This window comes from Rhizobium acidisoli (assembly GCF_002531755.2).
GTDB classification, from domain to species: domain Bacteria; phylum Pseudomonadota; class Alphaproteobacteria; order Rhizobiales; family Rhizobiaceae; genus Rhizobium; species Rhizobium acidisoli.
The window spans coordinates 117,752-137,054 of sequence record NZ_CP034998.1; the positions used below are offsets into that span (position 1 = coordinate 117,752).

Sequence of the window (19,303 nt, forward strand, 5' to 3'; positions counted from 1 at the left end):
AGCCGATTTCTTTTCGCTCTTAATTGCCCTCGTCAAGGGCACGGGACGGCTTTGGAAGCTTAACAATCCACGGCAAAGTGTCATATCTTTAAATTCCGGCCCGCACGGGCGGCGCCGGCAAACTCTGGGAGGAGTTCCATGAAGAAATCAGTTCTCGCTTTCGGCGCGCTCGCGCTTGGTGTCGCCTTTTCCGCTCCGGCGATGGCGGCGGATGTTTCCGCCTGCCTGATCACCAAGACCGACACCAACCCCTTCTTCGTCAAGATGAAGGAAGGTGCGACGGCCAAGGCCAAGGAACTCGGCGTCTCGCTGAAGTCCTATGCCGGCAAGATCGACGGTGACAGCGAAAGCCAGGTGGCCGCGATCGAAAGCTGCATCGCCGACGGCGCCAAGGGCATTCTGCTCACGGCTTCGGACACCAAGGGCATCGTGCCTGCGGTCAAGAAGGCACGCGACGCCGGCCTGCTGGTCATCGCTCTCGACACGCCGCTCGAGCCGGCCGATGCTGCCGACGCCACCTTCGCCACCGACAACCTGCTCGCCGGCAAGCTGATCGGCCAGTGGGCCAAGGAAACTATGGGCGACAAGGCCAAGGACGCCAAGGTTGGCTTCCTCGACCTGACCCCGTCGCAGCCGACGGTCGACGTTCTCCGTGACCAGGGCTTCATGATGGGCTTCGGCATCGACCCGAAGAACCCGGACAAGATCGGCGACGAAGACGACAAGCGCATCGTCGGTCACGACGTGACCAACGGCAATGAAGAAGGCGGCCGCAAGGCCATGGAAAACCTTCTGCAGAAGGATCCGGGCATCAACGTCATCCACACGATCAACGAGCCGGCTGCTGTCGGCGCCTATCAGGCGCTGAAGGCCGTCGGCATGGAAAAGAACGTGCTGATCGTTTCGGTCGACGGCGGTTGCCCCGGTGTGAAGTCTGTCAAGGAAGGCGTCATCGGCGCCACCTCGCAGCAGTATCCGCTGCTGATGGCGTCGCTCGGTATCGAGGCGATCAAGAAGTTCGCCGATAGCGGCGAAAAGCCGAAGCCGACCGAAGGCAAGTCCTTCTTCGACACCGGCGTCTCGCTCGTCACCGACAAGCCGGTTTCCGGCGTCAAGTCGATCGACACCAAGGAAGGCACGGACAAGTGCTGGGGCTGAGCCCAATCTCTTGAAACCAGAGCGGCCGGGGCTTGATCCCCGGCCGTTTTCGACGGACGATGTACCGTCGCCCCACGAACCGGCTCAGAATAGACCGGAAGGATATCGGTGACGGCCCCCGTGCGAGTTCGGCGCACGGATGCGGAGGAGGAACCATGACCGGAACTCAGGAATTCGAACGTGTCCTCGACGGCAGCGACAAGAGCGTCGCCTCCTTCGAGCACCAGGATGTCTCGCTGATCAAGCGCGCCCAGCATTTTCTGCACTCGACGCCGGCCGCCGTGCCGCTGATCGTGCTGGTGCTGGCGATCATCATCTTCGGGGCAACGATCGGCGGACGGTTCTTCTCGTCCTATACGCTGACGCTAATCCTGCAGCAGATCGCCATCGTCGGCATTCTCGGCGCCGCCCAGACGCTGGTCATCCTGACCGCCGGCATCGATCTTTCGATCGGCGTCATCATGGTGATCTCGGCTGTCATCATGGGCAATGTCGCCATCACCTACGGCATACCGACGCCGATCGCCGTTATCGGCGGCCTCCTCGTCGGCGGCCTCTGCGGCTTGCTGAACGGCTTTCTCGTCGCCTACATGAAACTGCCGCCGTTCATCGTCACGCTCGGCACCTGGAATATCGTCATGGCGACGAATTTCATCTATTCCGCCAATGAGACGATCCGCGACACCGATGTCGACGAACAGGCGCCGCTGCTGCATCTGTTCGCCATGAGTTTCAAGGCAGGCACCGCCGTGCTCACCCTCGGCGTCATCGCCATGGTGCTGCTCGTCCTGGTGCTCTGGTATGTGCTCAATCACACCGCCTGGGGCCGGCATGTCTATGCGGTCGGCGACGATCCTGAGGCGGCCAAGCTCTCCGGCATCCAGACCAAGAAGGTGCTGCTCACCGTCTACACCATCTCGGGCGTCATCGCCGCCTTCGCCGCCTGGGTTTCGATCGGCCGCAACGGCTCGATCTCGCCATCCTCGGCGGTCACCGATTATAACCTGCAGGCGATCACCGCGACTGTGATCGGCGGCATCTCGCTCTTCGGCGGCCGCGGCTCCATTCTCGGCACGCTGTTTGGCGCGATGATCGTCGGCGTCGTGTCGATGGGCCTCAATATGCTCGGCGCCGACCCTCAATGGAAAGTGCTTTTGACCGGCGTGCTGATCATTGCCGCCGTCGCCATCGACCAGTGGATCAGAAAGGTTTCGGTGTAATCATGGCTCGCGAACCCCTTCTCACCGCCCCCCTTCTCACTGCCCGGGGTCTCGTCAAGCGCTACGGCCGCGTGACCGCGCTCGACAATGCCGATTTCGACCTCTACCCCGGCGAAATCCTCGCCGTCATCGGCGATAACGGCGCCGGCAAGTCCTCGCTGATCAAGGCGATTTCAGGCGCCGTCACGCCGGACGAGGGGGTGATCACCCTCGAAGGCAAGCAGGTGCAGTTCCGCTCGCCGATGGAAGCGCGCGAGGCCGGCATCGAAACCGTCTATCAGAACCTGGCTCTGTCGCCGGCGCTGTCGATCGCCGACAACATGTTCCTCGGCCGTGAGATCCGCAAACCGGGCATGCTCGGCTCGATGCTCCGCATGCTCGACCGGCCGGCCATGGAAAAGCTGGCGCGCAACAAGCTCTCCGAACTCGGCCTGATGACCATTCAGAACATCAACCAGGCGGTGGAGACCCTCTCCGGCGGTCAGCGCCAGGGTGTCGCGGTCGCCCGCGCCGCCGCCTTCGGCTCCAAGGTCATCATCATGGATGAGCCGACGGCAGCGCTCGGCGTCAAGGAAAGCCGCCGCGTGCTGGAACTGATCCTCGACGTCAGGGCCCGCGGCCTGCCGATCGTGCTGATCTCGCACAACATGCCGCATGTTTTCGAGGTGGCCGACCGGATCCATATCCACCGCCTCGGCCGCCGCCTCACGGTGATCGATCCGAAGGAATACACCATGTCCGACGCCGTCGCCTTCATGACCGGCGCCAAGGCAGTGCCGACGGAGCCCGTTGCGGCATGACGGTCAGCACCGAGGAAATCGCCGGCGAGGTCATCAACCGCGCCGGTGATTCCAGACGCTTTCTCATCGGCATTGCCGGCCCGCCGGGTTCCGGCAAGTCGACCATGGCCGACAATCTGGCGGCGGCGTTGAAAGCCAGACGCGAGAGCGCCGCGGTCCTGCCGATGGACGGCTTCCACATGGACAACGCCATCCTGATCGAACGCGGCCTCTTGGCCCGCAAGGGTATCCCCGAGACCTTCGATGTCCGCGGCTTCCTCGATATCATCAGGGCCGTCAGGCCGGCCGATCAGGAGGTTCTCGTGCCGGTCTTCGACCGCTCCCGGGAACTGGCCATCGCATCGGCCCGGCCGATCGATCCGAAGGACCGTTTCATCATCGTCGAGGGCAATTATCTGCTCTTCACAGAGGGGAAATGGGCTGAACTCGACGGGATCTTCGATTACACCATCATGCTGGCGCCGCCGATGGAGGTGCTCGAGGAGCGGCTCTGGGCGCGCTGGCGCGGCTATAATCTGAGCGAGGAGGCCGCCAGCGCCAAGGTCTACGGCAACGACCTGCCGAACGGCCGGCTGATCCTCGAAAACCGCCGTCCGGCCGATGTGACGCTGGAGATCGCGCTGGCGTGATGCGGCAGCGATTGTTTTCGTGTAAAAGATAGTGCTATTCGAAGCCGCAGACGCATCGCTTCGGAGGCCTGCCATGCAATCGATCACAATCCGCCGCCCTGACGACTGGCACCTGCATCTGCGCGATGGCGCCATGCTGGAGGGCGTGATCGCCGATACGAGCCGCACTTTCGCCCGCGCCATCATCATGCCCAATCTGGTGCCGCCGGTCGTCACCACGTCGGATGCGACGGCCTATCGCGAGCGCATCCTGAAGGCGCTGCCGGCCGGCCATCGTTTCCAGCCGCTGATGACGCTTTATCTCACCGAGCATACCAGCCCCGACGATGTCGAAGCCGGTGCCAGGAGCGGCCTCATCACTGCCGTCAAGCTTTATCCGGCCGGCGCCACCACCAATTCGCATGGCGGCGTCCGCGACATGGAAAAGGCGATGCCGGTGCTGGAGCGCATGGCTGCGATTGGCCTGCCGCTCTGCGTCCATGGCGAAGTGACGACGCCTGAGGTCGATATCTTCGATCGCGAAGCCGTCTTCATCGATACCGTGCTCGATCCGCTGCGCCGGCGCCTGCCGGAGCTGAAGGTGACGATGGAGCATGTGACGACATCGGACGGTATCGACTACATCAAGGCGGCCAAGGCCAATCTTGCCGGCTCGATCACCAGCCATCATCTCATCATCAACCGCAACGCCATCCTCGTCGGCGGTATCCGCCCGCATTATTATTGCCTGCCGGTCGCCAAGCGCGAGAACCATCGGTTGGCGCTGCGCGCCGCCGCCGTGAGCGGTGACGCCCGCTTCTTCCTCGGCACCGATTCCGCCCCGCATGTCGACCCGCTGAAGGAATGCGCCTGCGGCTGCGCCGGCATCTACACCTCGATCAACACGATGAGCTGCCTTGCGCATGTCTTCGAGGAGGAGGACGCGCTGGACAGGCTCGAAGCCTTCACCTCGCTGAACGGACCGGCCTGGTACGGGCTTCAGCCGAACGAGGAGCGCATCACCCTGTCCAGGCAGGCCGAGCCGGTCGTTTTTCCCGCCAAGATAGAAACCGGCGCCGGTTCGGTGACGGTGTTCGATCCGATGTATCCGCTGCATTGGCACGTTGTGGCGTAGGTGCTGCGGCCCCGTTATCAATTTTAAATAGAATATTCATTAAAGTTGTGCGCCGACGTTAGGCGCATAACATTTTCTTTGTGCAATGCATCATTTGTTAACGGATGCATAAGACATTTCTCACGCGGACACAGGCTGCCGATCATCCGGCGGGAAAACACCTGCGGAGACTGAAAAGCATGATGCTTGACTATAACTCCCTCTTGCTGGCGCTCGGCGTGTCGACAGCATGTCTTGCCGTGACCTTGATGGGCGGCTGGCTCGTCCGCCGGGCCGAAACCGTGCTGCTCACCGCCACCGTCGGCCTGGTCTTCGTCGTCAGCGGCATTTTTGTCTACAGCGGCTATGTGGACAGGCCGGAGATAGGGTTCGGCATTGCCAATTTCGTGCTGTTCCATGCCGGTTTCGCCACCATCTGGGGTGCCGGCCGACAGTTTCTCACCGGCCGCCTGCCCTTGCCGGGCATTGCGATCCGCGCGCTGGCGGCGATGACCTTCTCCATCGTGCCGCTGTTATCGGGTTATGACGGCCTGGCCTTCATATCGGACAATCTTGCCATCGCCCTGCTGCTCTTTGCCACCGCCCGGCAATATTGGCTTGCCCGCGCCGAGGCGCCGGCGCCGATCCTCGGCATCACGGCGCTCTATACGCTGACGGGGATTTCTTTCGTGCTTTGCGCCGCCGTGCTGATCTCCGACGGCAAACTGGTGCTCGGCAAGGCGCCGAGCAACTGGGCCGAAGATCTGAGCCTTGCCGTCTGCATCGCCGGCATGACCGGGATCGGCGCCCTGTCGCTGGCGCTGCATCAGTGGCGGCTTGCCGCCCGCCATCGGCTCGAGGCGATCACCGATCCGCTGACCGGGCTGCTCAACCGCCGCGCCCTGTTCGATCAATACGGCACGCGGCCGATGGGCTCGACCACCGCCGTCATCGTCTTCGATATCGACCACTTCAAATCGGTCAACGACCGCTTCGGCCATGCGAGCGGCGACCGGGTGATCAAGGCCTTCGCCGCCGAGCTCGCCACCCATTGCCGCGCCGGTGATATCGCCGCACGGTTGGGCGGTGAGGAGTTCGCGCTGGTGCTGAAGGAAACCATGCCCGGTCGGGCGGAACTGGCGGCCGAGCGCATCCGCAGGGCTTTCGAGGCGCGCGAGATCGAGATCGATGACGAGGTGCTGACATGCACCGTCAGCGTCGGCGTTGCGCCCGGCCGCGCCAAGAGCCTGGATTTCGACGCCATGCTGAGTGCCGCCGACAAGGCGCTCTACGCCGCCAAGCGGGGCGGCCGCAACCGGGTCGAGCTTGCCGGCCACCTCGAGGCGGTTCCGGTCGAGGCGTCGCGCACGGCGTCTTGATTCCTGACGGCAGCCCTCATAATATCGCCCCTGGCCGGATGCGGCCAGCCGCCCCGCGACGCTTCGGCGTTATGGTGAATGCATCCAAACCATCCTTCACATCCCTTGCCGTTTGGCGATCGATGGCGAACGGGTCAGCAGACGCGGGCACTGATCGTCCTGTTTGCCGCCGACGGAAGGATGACATATGCGCGATTTTCGCGATGCCAAACTCATGGCAAAGACCTTGCGGCAGGCCCTTGCCGACCGCGACATTTCCCTCACCCACAGCGAAACGCTCGAAATCGTCGCCCGCCAGTTCGGGCTCGAGCAATGGAATATCCTCTCGGCCAAGATCGATGCGGCGGGTGCGCCCCGCTCCGCGATCGGCATCGAGCCGCCGATGCCGATCTTCCGCATCTTCTCGGTGGAAAAGGCCATGGAATTCTATTGCGATTTCCTCGGCTTCCATCTCGACTGGGAGCATCGCTTCGGCGAGAATTTCCCGCTCTATTGCCAGGTCTCGCGCGACGGCATGGCGCTGCACCTGAGCGAACATTCCGGCGACGCCAGCCCCGGCGCCAAGGCCTTCGTCCGCGTCGCCAATGTGCGCGCCTACCACGCCGAACTCGCCGGCAAGGACTATCACTACATGAAGCCCGGCGTGGAGGAAGCCCCCTGGGGCCTGGAGATGACCGTCATCGACCCGTTCAGCAACCGCATCGTATTTTGTGAGCAGAGATAGGCGGGGCTGACAAAGTCCGCTGCCCCCCCTGTGACATCCCCCGGGTCGAAGCCCGAGGACAGGAGGGAGGGCGTGGTAAGTGCCGGCCGAATGAAACACCCGCTGTGGCGTACCTCAGTACGCTGACGGCACGTTTGGCGAAAACGCCAACCCCACTCTCCGTCATCCCAGGCCTTGAGCCTGGGATCCATGCCACGACTGCCGGTGGACCCGGCGTGGATGCTCGGCTCAAGGCCTGGGATGACGGAGAGTGGGGTAGGCACGGGAAACCATTCAATCGCAGACGCCCGGTCAGAGGCGCCATCCGCTAGTGAAACCAGCCAATGTCAGTCACGGCCTAAACTGACTTGGTAAGGGTGGTGAGCCCGCGTGGCTACCGCGCCGCTTTCTCAAACCATCATCAGCGTCCTGACAAAGGCGACCGAGGCGAGTAGCGAGGCCACCGTCCGCACATGGTTCCACCATGTCCAGTCCTTCAGATAGGTCGCCCAGAGTGCGGCCGCTTCCGGCCCGCCGACGGTTACCTTTTCCAGCGCATCGTTCATCGGCACGTTGAAGATGATGGTCGAGAGGAAGGAGGCGAAGACATAGAGGGCCGCACCCGCCAGCATCAGCGCGGATGCGCCGCCGCGCCAGTTCATCAGCGCCAGCGCCGCGATGACGAGGCAGAGGATTGCCGTCGGCACGAAGAGCGCCATGAACGGCGAGCGGACGATCGTCACGTTGATCGAGTTCATCGCCGCAATGCCCTGCTCCGCCGGGATGCGCGAGAAGGCGGTCATGATGAAGGTCGAGAAGGCGAAGAAGATGCCGGCAACGAGGCCGCTGCCGATGGCTGCGGCGACGAGCGAGAGGATGAGGACGAACTGCATGTCGAAGCTCCTTCCAAGGGCCAAAATCAGAGAAACTCTCTTATTTGCAAAATGAGATAAACTCTCTTATTTTCATTGTCAACCATGAGGAGCAGGCATGTCGGAACAGCCGGTCGCAACGCGCAGGCGCAATCAGCAGCATCCCGGCCAGCCGCGCCGGATCCCGAGCCAACAGCGCGGCCGCGACCGCTTCGATAAGATCCTCGCCGTCGCTTCCGAGCTGATCGAAAGCCATGGCAGCGATGGCTTGAAGATGAGCGAGATCGTCGAAAAGGCCGGTCTGTCCTTCGGCGCTCTCTACCAATATTTTCCCGACAAGAGCGCGATCATCCGCACATTGGCCGAGCGCTTCAACGAGGAGGGCAGGCGCTGCGTCGAGGCGGAACTGGCTGAGGTGACCGACGCTGCGGCGCTCACCGGCGCGCTTGCCAATATCGCCGACGAATATTACGCCTTTTTCCGTCGTGAGCCGGTGATGCGCGACATCTGGCATGCGACCCATACCGACAAGCTGCTGCAACAGGTCGATGCCGAGGACATGGAATTCCACGCCCGGGCATTGCTCGCCGTGCTCGTGCGCCTGTGGCCGGATCGCGACAGCGGCGAGCTTCTGGCGATCGCCCGGCTGACGATGCAGCTGCTTGCCGCCGCCGTACGTTATGCCGTTTCGCTTGGTGCCAAGGAGGGCGACGCGGCGATTGCCCTGTTCAAGAAGATGCAGGGACTCGATATCGGCCGTCTGTTGCTGGAATAGCCGCGCCTGCGTCTGGAAACGATGGGCTCTTGCTGCTATTGCCGGAGACACAAAGCTGAAGGAGAGCCGCATGATCCAGACGACATTTCCCGACCGCGCCGTCATGGCCGAACTGGTGGCCAAGATGCTCTGGGAGATCAAGGCGGTGCATTTCAATGCCGCCCAGCCTTATAAACTTGCCTCCGGCATGGCGAGCCCGGTCTATATCGATTGCCGCAAGCTGCTTTCCTTCCCGCGCATCCGCTCGACAGTGATGGATTTCGCCGCCAGCACCCTGTTGCGCGATGCCGGCTTCGAGCAGTTCGATTGCATCGCCGGCGGTGAGACCGCCGGCATCCCCTTCGCCGCGCTGCTTGCCGATCGCCTCGGCCTGCCGATGATCTATGTCCGCAAGCAGCCGAAGGGCCATGGCCGCAATGCCCAGATCGAAGGCAATATGCCGGAAGGGTCGCGCGTGCTGGTCATCGAGGACCTGACGACGGCCGGAACCAGCATGTTCAAGTTCATCGATGCCGTGCGCGCTGCCGGCGGCATCGTCGATCACGGCATCGCGCTGTTCTTCTACGACATCTTCGGCCAGCAGCGCTTTACCGACGGCAAGGTGAGACTGCATCACATCGCCACCTGGCGCAATATGCTGGCGGTCGCCAAGGCGCAGAAGCTGTTCGACGACAAGACGCTTGAGGAGGTCGAGGCTTTCCTCGATGCGCCGCTCGCCTGGTCGGGACTCAATGGCGGCGTCAGTGAGCTTTCGCTCTAATCGGTTGACAAAAGCTCGCTTAATCGGTTGATGAACATATCAGTGCTGTTGGGAGAAATTCGATGATTTTGTGCTGCGGCGAAGCCTTGATCGACATGCTGCCGAGGGACACCACCCTGGGCGAAAAGGGCTTTGCGCCCTATGCCGGCGGCGCGATTTTCAATACCGCCATCGCGCTTGGCCGCCTCGGCATTCCCACCGCCTTCTTCACCGGTATTGCCGACGACATGATGGGCGAAATCCTGCTTGCGACACTGAAGGCGAGCAATGTCGACTACAGCCCCTGCGCCATCACGCAGCGGCCCTCGACGATCGCTTTCGTCAAACTCGTCAACGGCCAGGCGACCTATGCCTTCTACGACGAGGGCACGGCCGGCCGGATGATCACCGAGGCCGACCTGCCTGATCTTGGCGATGATTGCGAAGCGCTGCATTTCGGCGCCATCAGCCTGATCCCGAGCCCCTGCGGCGAAACCTATGAAGCGCTGCTCGACCGTGAGGCCGAAAAGCGCGTCATCTCGCTCGACCCCAACATCCGTCCTGGCTTCATCAAGGACAAGCCGGCGCATATGGCCCGCATCAAGCGCATGGCGGCCAAATCCGACATCGTCAAATTCTCCGACGAGGATCTCGACTGGTTCGGTCTCGCAGGCGACCATGACGCGCTCGCCGCCCATTGGCTCGCCCACGGCGCCAAACTCGTCGTCATCACCAAGGGCGCCGAAGGCGCCTCCGGTTATACCAGGGAGCGTAAGGTGACGGTGCCGAGCGAACGCGTCACGGTGGTCGACACGGTCGGCGCCGGCGACACCTTCGATGCCGGCGTCCTGGCCTCGCTGAAGATGGACGGCCTGCTGACCAAGCCGCAAGTCGCCGCGCTCGACGAACAGGCTGTCCGAAAGGCCCTGACGCTCGGCGCAAAGGCGGCGGCCGTCACCGTCTCGCGTGCCGGCGCCAACCCGCCCTGGGCGCGTGAAATTGGGCTCTAGGACAAGCGGCGTCACGGAGGATGGCTTGGATAAGGCTTGAGCCGGCCCCAGCCCCTCATCCGGCTGCCGCCACCTTCTCCCCGTAAACGGGGCGAAGGGGACAAGCAGCGACCTCTCGGTCTCTCACCGCCGTTTCGTATGGCACGTCCCCTCTCCCCGTCAGAACGGGGAGAGGGTTAGGGTGAGGGGCAATTTCTGAAGTTGCTTCGCCAGCGGCGCGGGAAGACCCTATGTCGAGGAGTTGTGGCCGCTGCGCGCTTTTGAGACTACCCCTGAGCCCCGCTCCGGTCGGAGCTCGGGGCAGCCACCAGGTCCCGCAGGAAATCTTTGCACCAGAGCGAGACGTCGTGCGAGAGCAGATGGTCCATCATCCTCCTCCAGCGGTCGCGGCGTTCCTCGAGCGACATGGCAAGGCCTCTGGCGACGGCATTGGCCGTGCCTTCGACGTCATAAGGATTGACCAGCAGCGCACCCTTCAACTCGCGGGCCGCGCCGGCGAAGCGGGATAGCACCAAGACGCCGGGGCGATCCGGATCCTGGGCGGCGACATATTCCTTGGCGACGAGGTTCATGCCGTCGCGCAATGGCGTGACCAGCCCGATCGTCGCCAGCCGGAACAGGCCGGCGAGCACGTTGCGGCTGATCGATCGGTTGACATAGCGGATCGGCACCCAGTCGACCGTGCCGATGGCGCCGTTGACGCGGCCGGCCTGTTCGGCGACCATCTTCTGCATCTGCTCGTATTCGGGAACCTCCGATCGCGATTTCGGCGTGACCTGCAGAAAAGTCACCTTGTTCTGGTAGGCCGGATTGCTGGTGATGAAGCGCTCGAACGCCTCCAGCCGCTCAATGATGCCCTTCGAATAATCGAGCCGGTCGACCCCGATGATCATGTCGCGGCCTTCAATGCTGCGCCGGGTCTTCTGGACCATGACGTTGTTTGCGGCTTTTTCGGCGAATGCGGCGAATCCAGCGGTTTCGATGCCGATCGGATAGGCGCCGGCCTTGAAGACCCGCCCGTGCGAATCGAACAATCCGTTGCCGAGGTCGTCGCCAATGCCTTCCCTTCTGAGATAGCCGGCGAAGTTCTGCAGGTCGTAGTCGGTCTGGAAGCCAACCAGATCGTAATGCGAAAGCCCACGCATGATTTCTTCGTGGACCGGCATGGTGACGAGGATGTCGGCCGGCGGCCAGGGAATGTGCAGAAAGAAGCCGATCCGGTTCTTCAGCCCCATTTGCCGCAGCTCGGCCGCCAGCGGGATGAGGTGGTAATCGTGAACCCAGATAATATCATCCGGCTCGATCAGCGGCGCCAGCCGGTGCGCGAAGAAGCGGTTGACGCGGAAATAGCCGGCCATTTCCTTCCGGCCATATTCGGCAAGGTCCAGGCGATAGTGGCAGATGGGCCAGAGAACGCGATTGGCAAAGCCGCGGTAATATTCCTCGACATCGGTGTCGGTGAGATCGGTCAGCGCATAGGTGATATTGCCCTTCTGCTGTTGCGACAGCGGGCCCGGTTCCCGATCGCCGCTCGACTCTCCCGACCACCCCATCCAGATGCCGCCGCGCTCCTGCAAGGCTGCCTGCAGTGCAACGGCCAGGCCGCCGGCAGCAGCACCCCCATCCTTGCTCGGCACGGGAACACGATTGGAAACGACGATCAGACGGCTCATGAGGTTCCTTTGCCTGAGAGCGGTTCAGCTTTTCACGGAAGCGCCTGCTCATAGGCCGATGGGAGTGATGGAACGGAGCGTCGTCCCAGGCTTGATAGGCCATGTCTTGGGAAGCAGCCCCTGCACAGAATTTGCTTGAATCTAGGGCGATTGCCGCAGATTGAAAGAATTCTTTCTACAATTTTCTATTAGAAGAACGTTTCATCCGCTTCCGCACGACGGGCGGCGATGCGGGCGCGCGCACACGATCCTGCCGATGTCGGTTCACCATCTGCGGCCGCAATGATGATGTTGACGCCTGCCGCGATGACGGTTCATGGATAGCCTGCGCGGGGCGCGGCCCGTAGCGGGACGCCGCTCCCAGGATGGGGCGCGAAGGCCGGGCATAGACGTCTGCCCGGCCGCTTGCGTTAAGATGAGGCGGCTGCCTCGAGTGCTTACTTCGCGAGCCTCGACAGCGCAGCAACCAGGCCCTGCGTCGACGAGTCGTGTCCCGCAGCACTCTCCTTGCCCTCGACGACAGGCAGCAGGCCCGTTGCCAGTTCCTTGCCGAGTTCGACGCCCCACTGGTCGAAGGAGTTGATGCGGAAGAGCACGCCTTCGACGAAGACGCGGTGTTCGTATAGCGCGATCAGGCGGCCGAGGGCATAAGGGGTCAGCTTGTCGTAGACGAAGGTGATCGACGGGCGGTTGCCGGTGAAGACGCGGTGCGGAGCGATGAAATCGGCCTTCTTGTCGTCCATGCCCTTGTCGGTCAGCTGCTTCTTGGCTTCCGCGAAGCTGCGGCCCTTCATCAGCGCTTCCGACTGGGCGAGAACGTTGGAGATCAGCAGCTGGTGCTGGTGACGCAGCTCCGGCTCGAAGGCATTGGCGGCGATCATGAATTCGGCCGGGATGATGCTCGTGCCCTGATGGATGAGCTGGTAGAAAGCGTGCTGGCCGTTGGTGCCGGGTTCGCCCCAGACGACGGGGCCGGAATTGCCTTGAACCGGCGTGCCGTCGATGGTCACACCCTTGCCGTTCGATTCCATGTCGAGCTGCTGCAGATAGGCCGGGAAGCGCGACAGGCGCTGGTCGTAGGGCAGGATGGCGCGGGTCGGGTATTCAAGCACATTGCGGTGGTAGAAGCCGATCAGGCCGAGCAGCATCGGCAGGTTCTCGGTAATCGGCGCCTGACGGAAGTGATTGTCGACGGCATGGGCGCCATCGAGGAACTTGCCGAAATTCTCCGGGCCGATGGCGATCATCAGCGGCAGGCCGATCGCCGACCAGATCGAGTAACGGCCGCCGACCCAGTCCCAGAAGCCGAAGACACGGGCGCTGTCGATGCCGAAGGCGGCAACCTTGTCGAGCGCCGTCGAGACCGCGGCGAAATGATGCTGCACGGCCGCTTCGCCGAGCGCCTTGGCGATGAAATTGCGCGCCGTCTGCGCATTGGTCATCGTCTCCACCGTGGTGAAGGTCTTCGAGGCGACGATGAAGAGCGTCGTCTCCGGCTGCACCAACTTCAGGATATCGGCAATATGGGCGCCGTCGATGTTGGAGACGAAATGGGCGCGCGGACCGTCATGGAAGGGGGCAAGCGCCAGCGTCGCCATCACCGGGCCGAGATCCGAGCCGCCGATGCCGATATTGATGACATCGGTGATCGCCTTGCCGGTCGCGCCCTTCAGCGCGCCGGAGCGGACGCCGTCGGCGAACTTACCCATGGCGGCCAGCACAGCGTTGACATCGGGCATGACGTCCTTGCTGTCGACCAGAACCGGCGTGTTGGAGCGGTTGCGCAGCGCGGTGTGCAGAACGGCGCGATCCTCGGTGAAATTGATCGCCTTGCCGGAGAACATCTCCTCGCGCTTCTTCTCGACGCCGCCTTCTTCAGCGAGTTTCACCAGCAGCTTGAGGATGTCGTCATTCACCGCCGTCTTGGAAAAATCCATCAAGAGATCATCAAGCGAGACGGAGAAGCGCGAAAAACGCTCGGAATCGGCGGCGAAGGCCGCACGGAGATCGGTCGCCTTGGTGGCGGCGGCGGTGCTTTTCAGCTGTTCGACGATGGCGTTCATGGGAGGCTCCTTTGGAGGCGGAAAGGTTGCGGAAACTATTCGCTTTATCCGGCCTAAATCAAGTTCAGCCGCCGCTCCAATATGAAAAAAGCCACCCGCGGCGAGCGGATGGCTCTAATTTCATCAGACTGTTAAATTCAGCCGCGCAGGTCCTTGCGCAGGATCTTGCCAACAGGCGACTTCGGCAGCTCGGTGCGGAATTCGATGAAGCGCGGGCGTTTGTAATTGGTGAGGTTGGCGATGCAATGGGCCTTCACCTCGGCCTCGGTCAGCTTCGGATCCTTCCTGACCACGAAGAGTTTGACCGCCTCACCCGAATGCCCGTCCGGCACGCCGATCGCCGCTGCCTCGAGGATGCCGGCATGCATGGCGGCGACTTCCTCGATCTCGTTCGGATAGACGTTGAAGCCTGAAACCAGGATCATGTCCTTCTTGCGGTCAACGATCTTGGTATAGCCGCGCGCATCCATGAAACCCATATCTCCAGAGCGGAAATAACCGTCCTCGGTCATCACCCGCGCCGTCTCCTCCGGCTTCTGCCAATAGCCGGCCATCACCTGCGGCCCGCGGATGCAGATCTCGCCGACCTCGCCGAGCGGCAGCGATTTTCCGTCCTCGTCGCGGATATCGAGATCGGTGGAGGGCATCGGCAGGCCGATCGAGCCGGTGAACTCCGGCGAATCGAAGCGGTTGGCGGTGGCGACAGGCGAGGTTTCGGAAAGGCCGTAACCCTCCGTCACCGCCGTGCCGGTTATTTTCAACCAGCGTTCGGCGACCGGGCGCTGCACGGCCATGCCGCCGCCGAGCGACATGATCAGCGGGGAGAAATCGAGCTTGGCGAAATCGGCATTGTTCATCAGCGCATTGAACAGCGTATTGAGGCCGGGAAAGATATGCACATCGGACTTGCCGAATTCCTTGACGAGACCGGGAATGTCGCGCGGATTGGCGATCAGGATATTGCGGGCGCCGAGCGACATGCCCATCAGCGAATTCACCGTCAGCGCGAAAATGTGGTAGAGCGGCAGGGCGCAGAGGAAATTCAGCACCTCGGGCTGTTTCTTGCGCTCGAAGGCCGATCTGAGCCAGAGCGATAGCTGCAGCTTGTTGGCAAGCAGGTTTGCATGCGTCAGCACCGCGCCCTTGGCAACGCCCGTCGTGCCGCCGGTATATTGCAGGAAGGCGATATCGCTGCCGGCAAGCGTGACCGGCTGCAGCGTTTTTTTCGCCCCTTCGCGCAGCACCTGGCCGAAGCTTTTGTGCTGAGGGATCGACCAGGAGGGAACGAGCTTCTTCACCTTGCGCACGGCGAAATTGACGATCAGCCCCTTCAGCCCCAGCATTTCGCCGAGCGAGGTGACGACGACATGCTTGAGGTCGGTCTTGTTCAGGACCTGCTCCACCGTGCGGGCGAAATTTTCCAGCACGAAGATCGCCTTGGCGCCGGAATCGCGCAGCTGATGTTCGAGCTCGCGCGGCGTATAGAGCGGGTTGACGTTGACGACGACGAAGCCGGCCCTGAGGATGGCGTAGGTGGCGACCGGGTTCTGCAAGACGTTCGGCATCATCACCGCGACGCGGTCGCCCTTCTCCAGGCCGGCGCTCTGCAGCCAGGCGGCGACCTTGCGCGTCTGGCTTTCCAGCTCGCGGTAGCTCATCGCCTTGCCCATGCTGGCAAAGGCGGTGCGGTCGGCGAAACGGGCGCAGGATTTTTCCAGCAGTTCCGCCAGCGAGGCATATTCCAGCGGCGGAAGCTCGGCCGGAACCACATCCGGATAGGCGGCAAGCCAGGGTTTTTCAGGCTTGGCTCCGTTCGGATGGACGGAAATGCTGTTCATCGTGTCTCTCTCCCTTGCGGCCGCCGCGCCGACGATCGGTCGGCAGATCGACCGAAAGATCCTCCATCTTCAAGTCCGGCAGCTTATGCCATTGCTCGAATGGTTCAAGCCGAATGAAGCTATACTAACCTTGACGTAAACGTCAACATTCGCCGATCGTGCAATCCTGCCGGAGAGGGGGAACTTTGAACCTGCCATGGCGTTGATCTTGCATACCCAATCCGAGGAAAACCCAAAGGAGAAGCATCATGCTCAATCAGGAAACTGACGCCAACCGCCGTGACCCGGACGCCAAGAGCACGCATTCGCTGATCGCCAGCGACCGCGTCGAAGGCACCCGTGTCTATGGCGCCGATGGCAGGCATATCGGCTCGATCGAACGTCTGATCATCGGCAAGCTCGACGGCCGCGTCGCCTATGCCGTGCTGAGCTTCGGCGGCTTCCTCGGCATCGGCCACGATCACTATCCGCTGCCCTGGGAAAAGCTGAACTACGACACGCAGCTGGATGGCTATCGTATCGACCTGACCAAGGAACAGATCGAAGGCGCCCCGAGCTATGCGGACGATGACGACAGCTGGTACAACGACAATGGCCGCCGAGTTTATGATTACTACGGCGTGCCGCCTTACTGGATGTAACGTTGTCCGATAGGCTGAGCTGGAAGGGCCCCGTGGGAAGCGGGGCCTTTTTGCTGTTTGGCGACTGTGGCAGAAGACATGCCTTACAAAGGGTGCGAGGACCGGGAGATCGCGGCATGTCCTCTTCTCCCCGAGGGGAGAAGAGTGAACCGAGAGGTCGCGGCTTGCCCCAGGCAAAGGTGCCGGCAGGCGGATGAGGGGCTTTTAACGCCCCGCCACCAAATCATTGGCCGACCGCAGCACGGTGCCGATCGTGATATCCTCCGCGACGATCGTCTTGCCCGTCTTCACCGCAAACACATGGCTCTCCCCCGGCAGCAGCGTCACCAGCATCGTGTCGACCACAGCATCCGGATCCAGCCGATCCGCCATCAGGCAGAGATCCTTGAGGAAACTCTCAGCCGTCACCGTAACCGCAAACCCGCCATCGATCACTGCAACATCGACGCTCAGCCGCGGCGCCGGCAGGGCAAGCTCGATATCCTCGACGAAATAATGGAACGCCCGCCTGTCGAGCATCTCGACGACGATGACTTCCTCCTTCGGTAAGCCGGGCCTGACGATATCGTCGGGCAGCGGAAATTCCTTGGCCTCGAACCGGTCGCAGAGCAGCCGCCAGAATTCGAATTCGGCCAGCACGGTGCCGTCGAGCCTGAGGCGTTTGCCGCTGATCTTCGCCCGCCAGAACAACGTTCTCTCATTGACCGCCACAGCCGAAAGTCCGTCGCCGCGTGGCTGGATTGTCAGCAGACGCGGATCATAGGCGCCCTTCAGCGCATACCAGAGCGGCTTGCGGCGGCCGGCTGAATCGAGTGCGGCCCATGAGGTCACCGGCCAGCAGTCATTGAACTGCCAGACCACCGCACCCTTGCAGATATCCCGGTGCGACCGCATGTGCTCGATGCCGAAGCGGATGGCGCGGGCCTGGTTGAGCTGGGTGGCGAAGTGCCAGTCGTCCATCGTTTGCGGTTCCGGCAAATGGCCTGAGAGGCCGCGGATCAGCTTGTCATTGCCTTGGGTGGCCTTCTGGTGATGGAAGACGCCGTTCGATTGCGGCGTCAGCGGCTGATCATGCACGCTTTCTTCGATCGTCGCCCAGGCGGCCGGCGCCTGCCAGCCGAATTCGGAGCAGAAGCGCGGGATATAATTGTGGTAGACCTCGTAGCCGACATCGTTCCACACGTCCCAGATATGTTTGCAGCCATGGCCGTCGGCATTGGGTTCGATCTCCATCGAACCGGAATAGGGGCTGCCGGGATAATAGGGCCGGTCGGGATCGAGTTCGGCGCAAAGCCGCGGCAGCAGGTCGAGATAATAGCCGAGCCCCCAGCTTTCGCCTGCCTTGATGATCGGCCGCCAGCCCCATTCGTCAAAACCCCAGATGTTTTCATTGTTGCCGTTCCAGAGGATCAGGCTGGCATGCGGCATCAGCCGCACGACATTGTCGCGCACCTCGGCCTCGACCTCGCTCTTCAGCGGCTCCTCTTCCGGATAGGCGGCGCAGGCAAAGAGGAAGTCCTGCCAGACCAGCATGCCCATGCGGTCGCAAGCCTCGTAGAATTCGTCACGCTCGAAGATGCCGCCGCCCCAGACGCGCAGCATGTGGATATTGGCGGCCTTGGCCTCCTCGATCCGCGCCGCATAACGCCCGGCCGTCACCCGCGACGGGAAACAATCGTCCGGAATCCAGTTCGCGCCGGCGATGAACAGCGGCACGTCGTTGATGACGAAGGTGAAGGCGGAGCCGTGTGCATCGGCTGCGGTGTCGAGCCTCAGCGAACGGAAACCGAGCTCGCGTTCGTAGGTGTCGAGCAGATCACCGCTGGCCTCGTCGATCAGCTCAACCGTCAGGGGATAAAGCGGCTGCGCGCCGAGATGATGCGGCCACCAAAGCTGCGGCGAGGGGAGGGTAAGCTCGAAAGAAACCTCCTCTTCGTCGGCCCCGATCGCCACCGTTTTGATCACGCCGCCGATTGTCGCGGCGAGCCTGCACGCCGCTCCGTCGCCATGCCGCGCCAGTCTGGCATACACCTTCACCAGCCCGTCGCCGCCGGCAAGACTTGCCGAAACCCGTGTCTCGGCAAGCCGCGCCCGATCCCAGCCTTCCAGCCTGACCGGCTTCCAGAGGCCCGCCGTCACCAGCGTCGGGCCCCAGTCCCAACCGAAATTGCAGGCCATCTTGCGCATCAGATTGCCCGGTCCCGGATAGTTGTTCGGCCGATAGCCGTAATGTTTCTCCATCTCCGCGCCATAGGCATAGGCCGAGCGGAAGGTGACGCTGAGTTCGTTGGCGCCCGTTTTCAGCAGCCCGGAAACATCGAAGCGATAGGTGCGGTGCATATTGAAGGAGCGGCCGATCTCCTCGCCGTTCAGCGCGATTGCCGCGATCGTATCGAGCCCGTCGAAGACCAGTTCCTGCACCCTGCCGGCGTCAGGCGCGGCCTCGAAGGTGCAGCGATAGGTCCAGTCGGTTTTGCCGATCCAGTCATTGGTGATCTCGTTGACGTCGATATAGGGATCGGGGATCAGCCGGTTGGCGAGAAGGTCGAGATGCACGCATCCCGGCACGGTCGCGGGGATCGATTCTGGCAGGCCGGGCCTTCCTGTATCGTTGCAGTGGAGTGTCCAGCCGGAATTGAGCGTGGTCTTCTCGATCATGCGGGCTCCTGATTTATGCCGCTCGAAACTGTGGGATGGGGTGTCGTTGGAA

Annotated in this window: 16 protein-coding genes; 11 read left to right on the forward strand and 5 right to left on the reverse strand. The window is 62.4% G+C overall.

The genetic code is table 11. The annotated features are described in order from the left end of the window. Positions 1–138: 138 nt before the first annotated feature. The 7 genes from CO657_RS00640 to CO657_RS00670 all read left to right on the forward strand — a co-directional run bounded on the left by CO657_RS00640 (position 139) and on the right by CO657_RS00670 (position 7,003). Positions 139–1,158, forward strand: a complete 1,020-nt coding sequence (locus CO657_RS00640; protein WP_003570686.1) for a sugar ABC transporter substrate-binding protein — start codon at positions 139–141, stop codon at positions 1,156–1,158. Between the two features lie 155 nt (positions 1,159–1,313). Further along, positions 1,314–2,378 (forward strand): ABC transporter permease, encoded by a 1,065-nt coding sequence (locus CO657_RS00645; RefSeq protein WP_003588836.1) that lies wholly within the window; start codon positions 1,314–1,316, stop codon positions 2,376–2,378. Positions 2,379–2,380: 2 nt separating this feature from the next. Beyond that, the gene (locus CO657_RS00650; protein ID WP_054181985.1) at positions 2,381–3,178 is read left to right on the forward strand and encodes an ATP-binding cassette domain-containing protein; all 798 of its coding nucleotides are present in this window, start codon (positions 2,381–2,383) and stop codon (positions 3,176–3,178) included. Beyond that, positions 3,175–3,807 (forward strand): nucleoside triphosphate hydrolase, encoded by a 633-nt coding sequence (locus tag CO657_RS00655; protein WP_054181984.1) that lies wholly within the window; start codon positions 3,175–3,177, stop codon positions 3,805–3,807. The genes CO657_RS00650 and CO657_RS00655 overlap by 4 nt, the downstream gene beginning before the upstream one ends. A gap of 73 nt (positions 3,808–3,880) precedes the next feature. Then, complete coding sequence (gene pyrC, locus CO657_RS00660; protein WP_012556464.1) at positions 3,881–4,921, forward strand: dihydroorotase; 1,041 nt, start codon at positions 3,881–3,883, stop codon at positions 4,919–4,921. A gap of 179 nt (positions 4,922–5,100) precedes the next feature. Beyond that, positions 5,101–6,279, forward strand: a complete 1,179-nt coding sequence (locus CO657_RS00665) for a GGDEF domain-containing protein (protein ID WP_012556465.1) — start codon at positions 5,101–5,103, stop codon at positions 6,277–6,279. Positions 6,280–6,466: 187 nt separating this feature from the next. Further along, entirely contained in the window at positions 6,467–7,003 is a 537-nt protein-coding gene (locus CO657_RS00670; RefSeq protein WP_012556466.1) for a glyoxalase superfamily protein, read from the forward strand. A gap of 389 nt (positions 7,004–7,392) precedes the next feature. Here the strand turns inward: CO657_RS00670 and CO657_RS00675 are convergent, their stop codons facing one another. Then, the gene (locus CO657_RS00675) at positions 7,393–7,875 is read right to left on the reverse strand and encodes an anthrone oxygenase family protein (protein WP_012556467.1); all 483 of its coding nucleotides are present in this window, start codon (positions 7,873–7,875) and stop codon (positions 7,393–7,395) included. Positions 7,876–7,972: 97 nt separating this feature from the next. Between CO657_RS00675 and CO657_RS00680 the strand changes: the two genes are divergently transcribed. From CO657_RS00680 to CO657_RS00690, 3 genes are all read left to right on the forward strand, one after another. Then, complete coding sequence (locus tag CO657_RS00680; RefSeq protein ID WP_012556468.1) at positions 7,973–8,629, forward strand: TetR/AcrR family transcriptional regulator; 657 nt, start codon at positions 7,973–7,975, stop codon at positions 8,627–8,629. 70 nt (positions 8,630–8,699) lie between these two features. Continuing rightward, on the forward strand, positions 8,700–9,389 hold the full coding sequence (locus tag CO657_RS00685) for an orotate phosphoribosyltransferase (protein ID WP_012556469.1): 690 nt from the start codon (positions 8,700–8,702) through the stop codon (positions 9,387–9,389). 62 nt (positions 9,390–9,451) lie between these two features. Then, positions 9,452–10,378: a carbohydrate kinase family protein gene (locus tag CO657_RS00690; RefSeq protein ID WP_054181983.1), complete on the forward strand. Its 927-nt coding sequence runs from the start codon at positions 9,452–9,454 to the stop codon at positions 10,376–10,378. A gap of 266 nt (positions 10,379–10,644) precedes the next feature. Here CO657_RS00690 and otsA read toward each other — a convergent pair whose 3' ends face one another. The 3 genes from otsA to CO657_RS00705 form a co-directional block, all read right to left on the reverse strand. Next, positions 10,645–12,051 carry an alpha,alpha-trehalose-phosphate synthase (UDP-forming) gene (otsA, locus tag CO657_RS00695; RefSeq protein WP_054181982.1) on the reverse strand — a complete coding sequence of 469 codons (1,407 nt, stop codon included), beginning with the start codon at positions 12,049–12,051 and terminating at the stop codon, positions 10,645–10,647. 437 nt (positions 12,052–12,488) lie between these two features. Continuing rightward, positions 12,489–14,114 carry a glucose-6-phosphate isomerase gene (gene pgi / locus CO657_RS00700; protein WP_054181981.1) on the reverse strand — a complete coding sequence of 542 codons (1,626 nt, stop codon included), beginning with the start codon at positions 14,112–14,114 and terminating at the stop codon, positions 12,489–12,491. Positions 14,115–14,251: 137 nt separating this feature from the next. Continuing rightward, positions 14,252–15,952 carry a long-chain fatty acid--CoA ligase gene (locus CO657_RS00705; RefSeq protein WP_054181980.1) on the reverse strand — a complete coding sequence of 567 codons (1,701 nt, stop codon included), beginning with the start codon at positions 15,950–15,952 and terminating at the stop codon, positions 14,252–14,254. A gap of 248 nt (positions 15,953–16,200) precedes the next feature. On the opposite strand from CO657_RS00705, the gene CO657_RS00710 reads away from it, so the two are divergent. After that, positions 16,201–16,593, forward strand: coding sequence for a PRC-barrel domain-containing protein (locus tag CO657_RS00710; protein ID WP_003588818.1), 393 nt, complete (start codon positions 16,201–16,203; stop codon positions 16,591–16,593). Between the two features lie 204 nt (positions 16,594–16,797). On the opposite strand, the gene CO657_RS00715 is transcribed toward CO657_RS00710, so the two are convergent. After that, positions 16,798–19,251 (reverse strand): glycoside hydrolase family 2 protein, encoded by a 2,454-nt coding sequence (locus tag CO657_RS00715; protein ID WP_054181979.1) that lies wholly within the window; start codon positions 19,249–19,251, stop codon positions 16,798–16,800. Between the last annotated feature and the right edge of the window lie 52 nt (positions 19,252–19,303).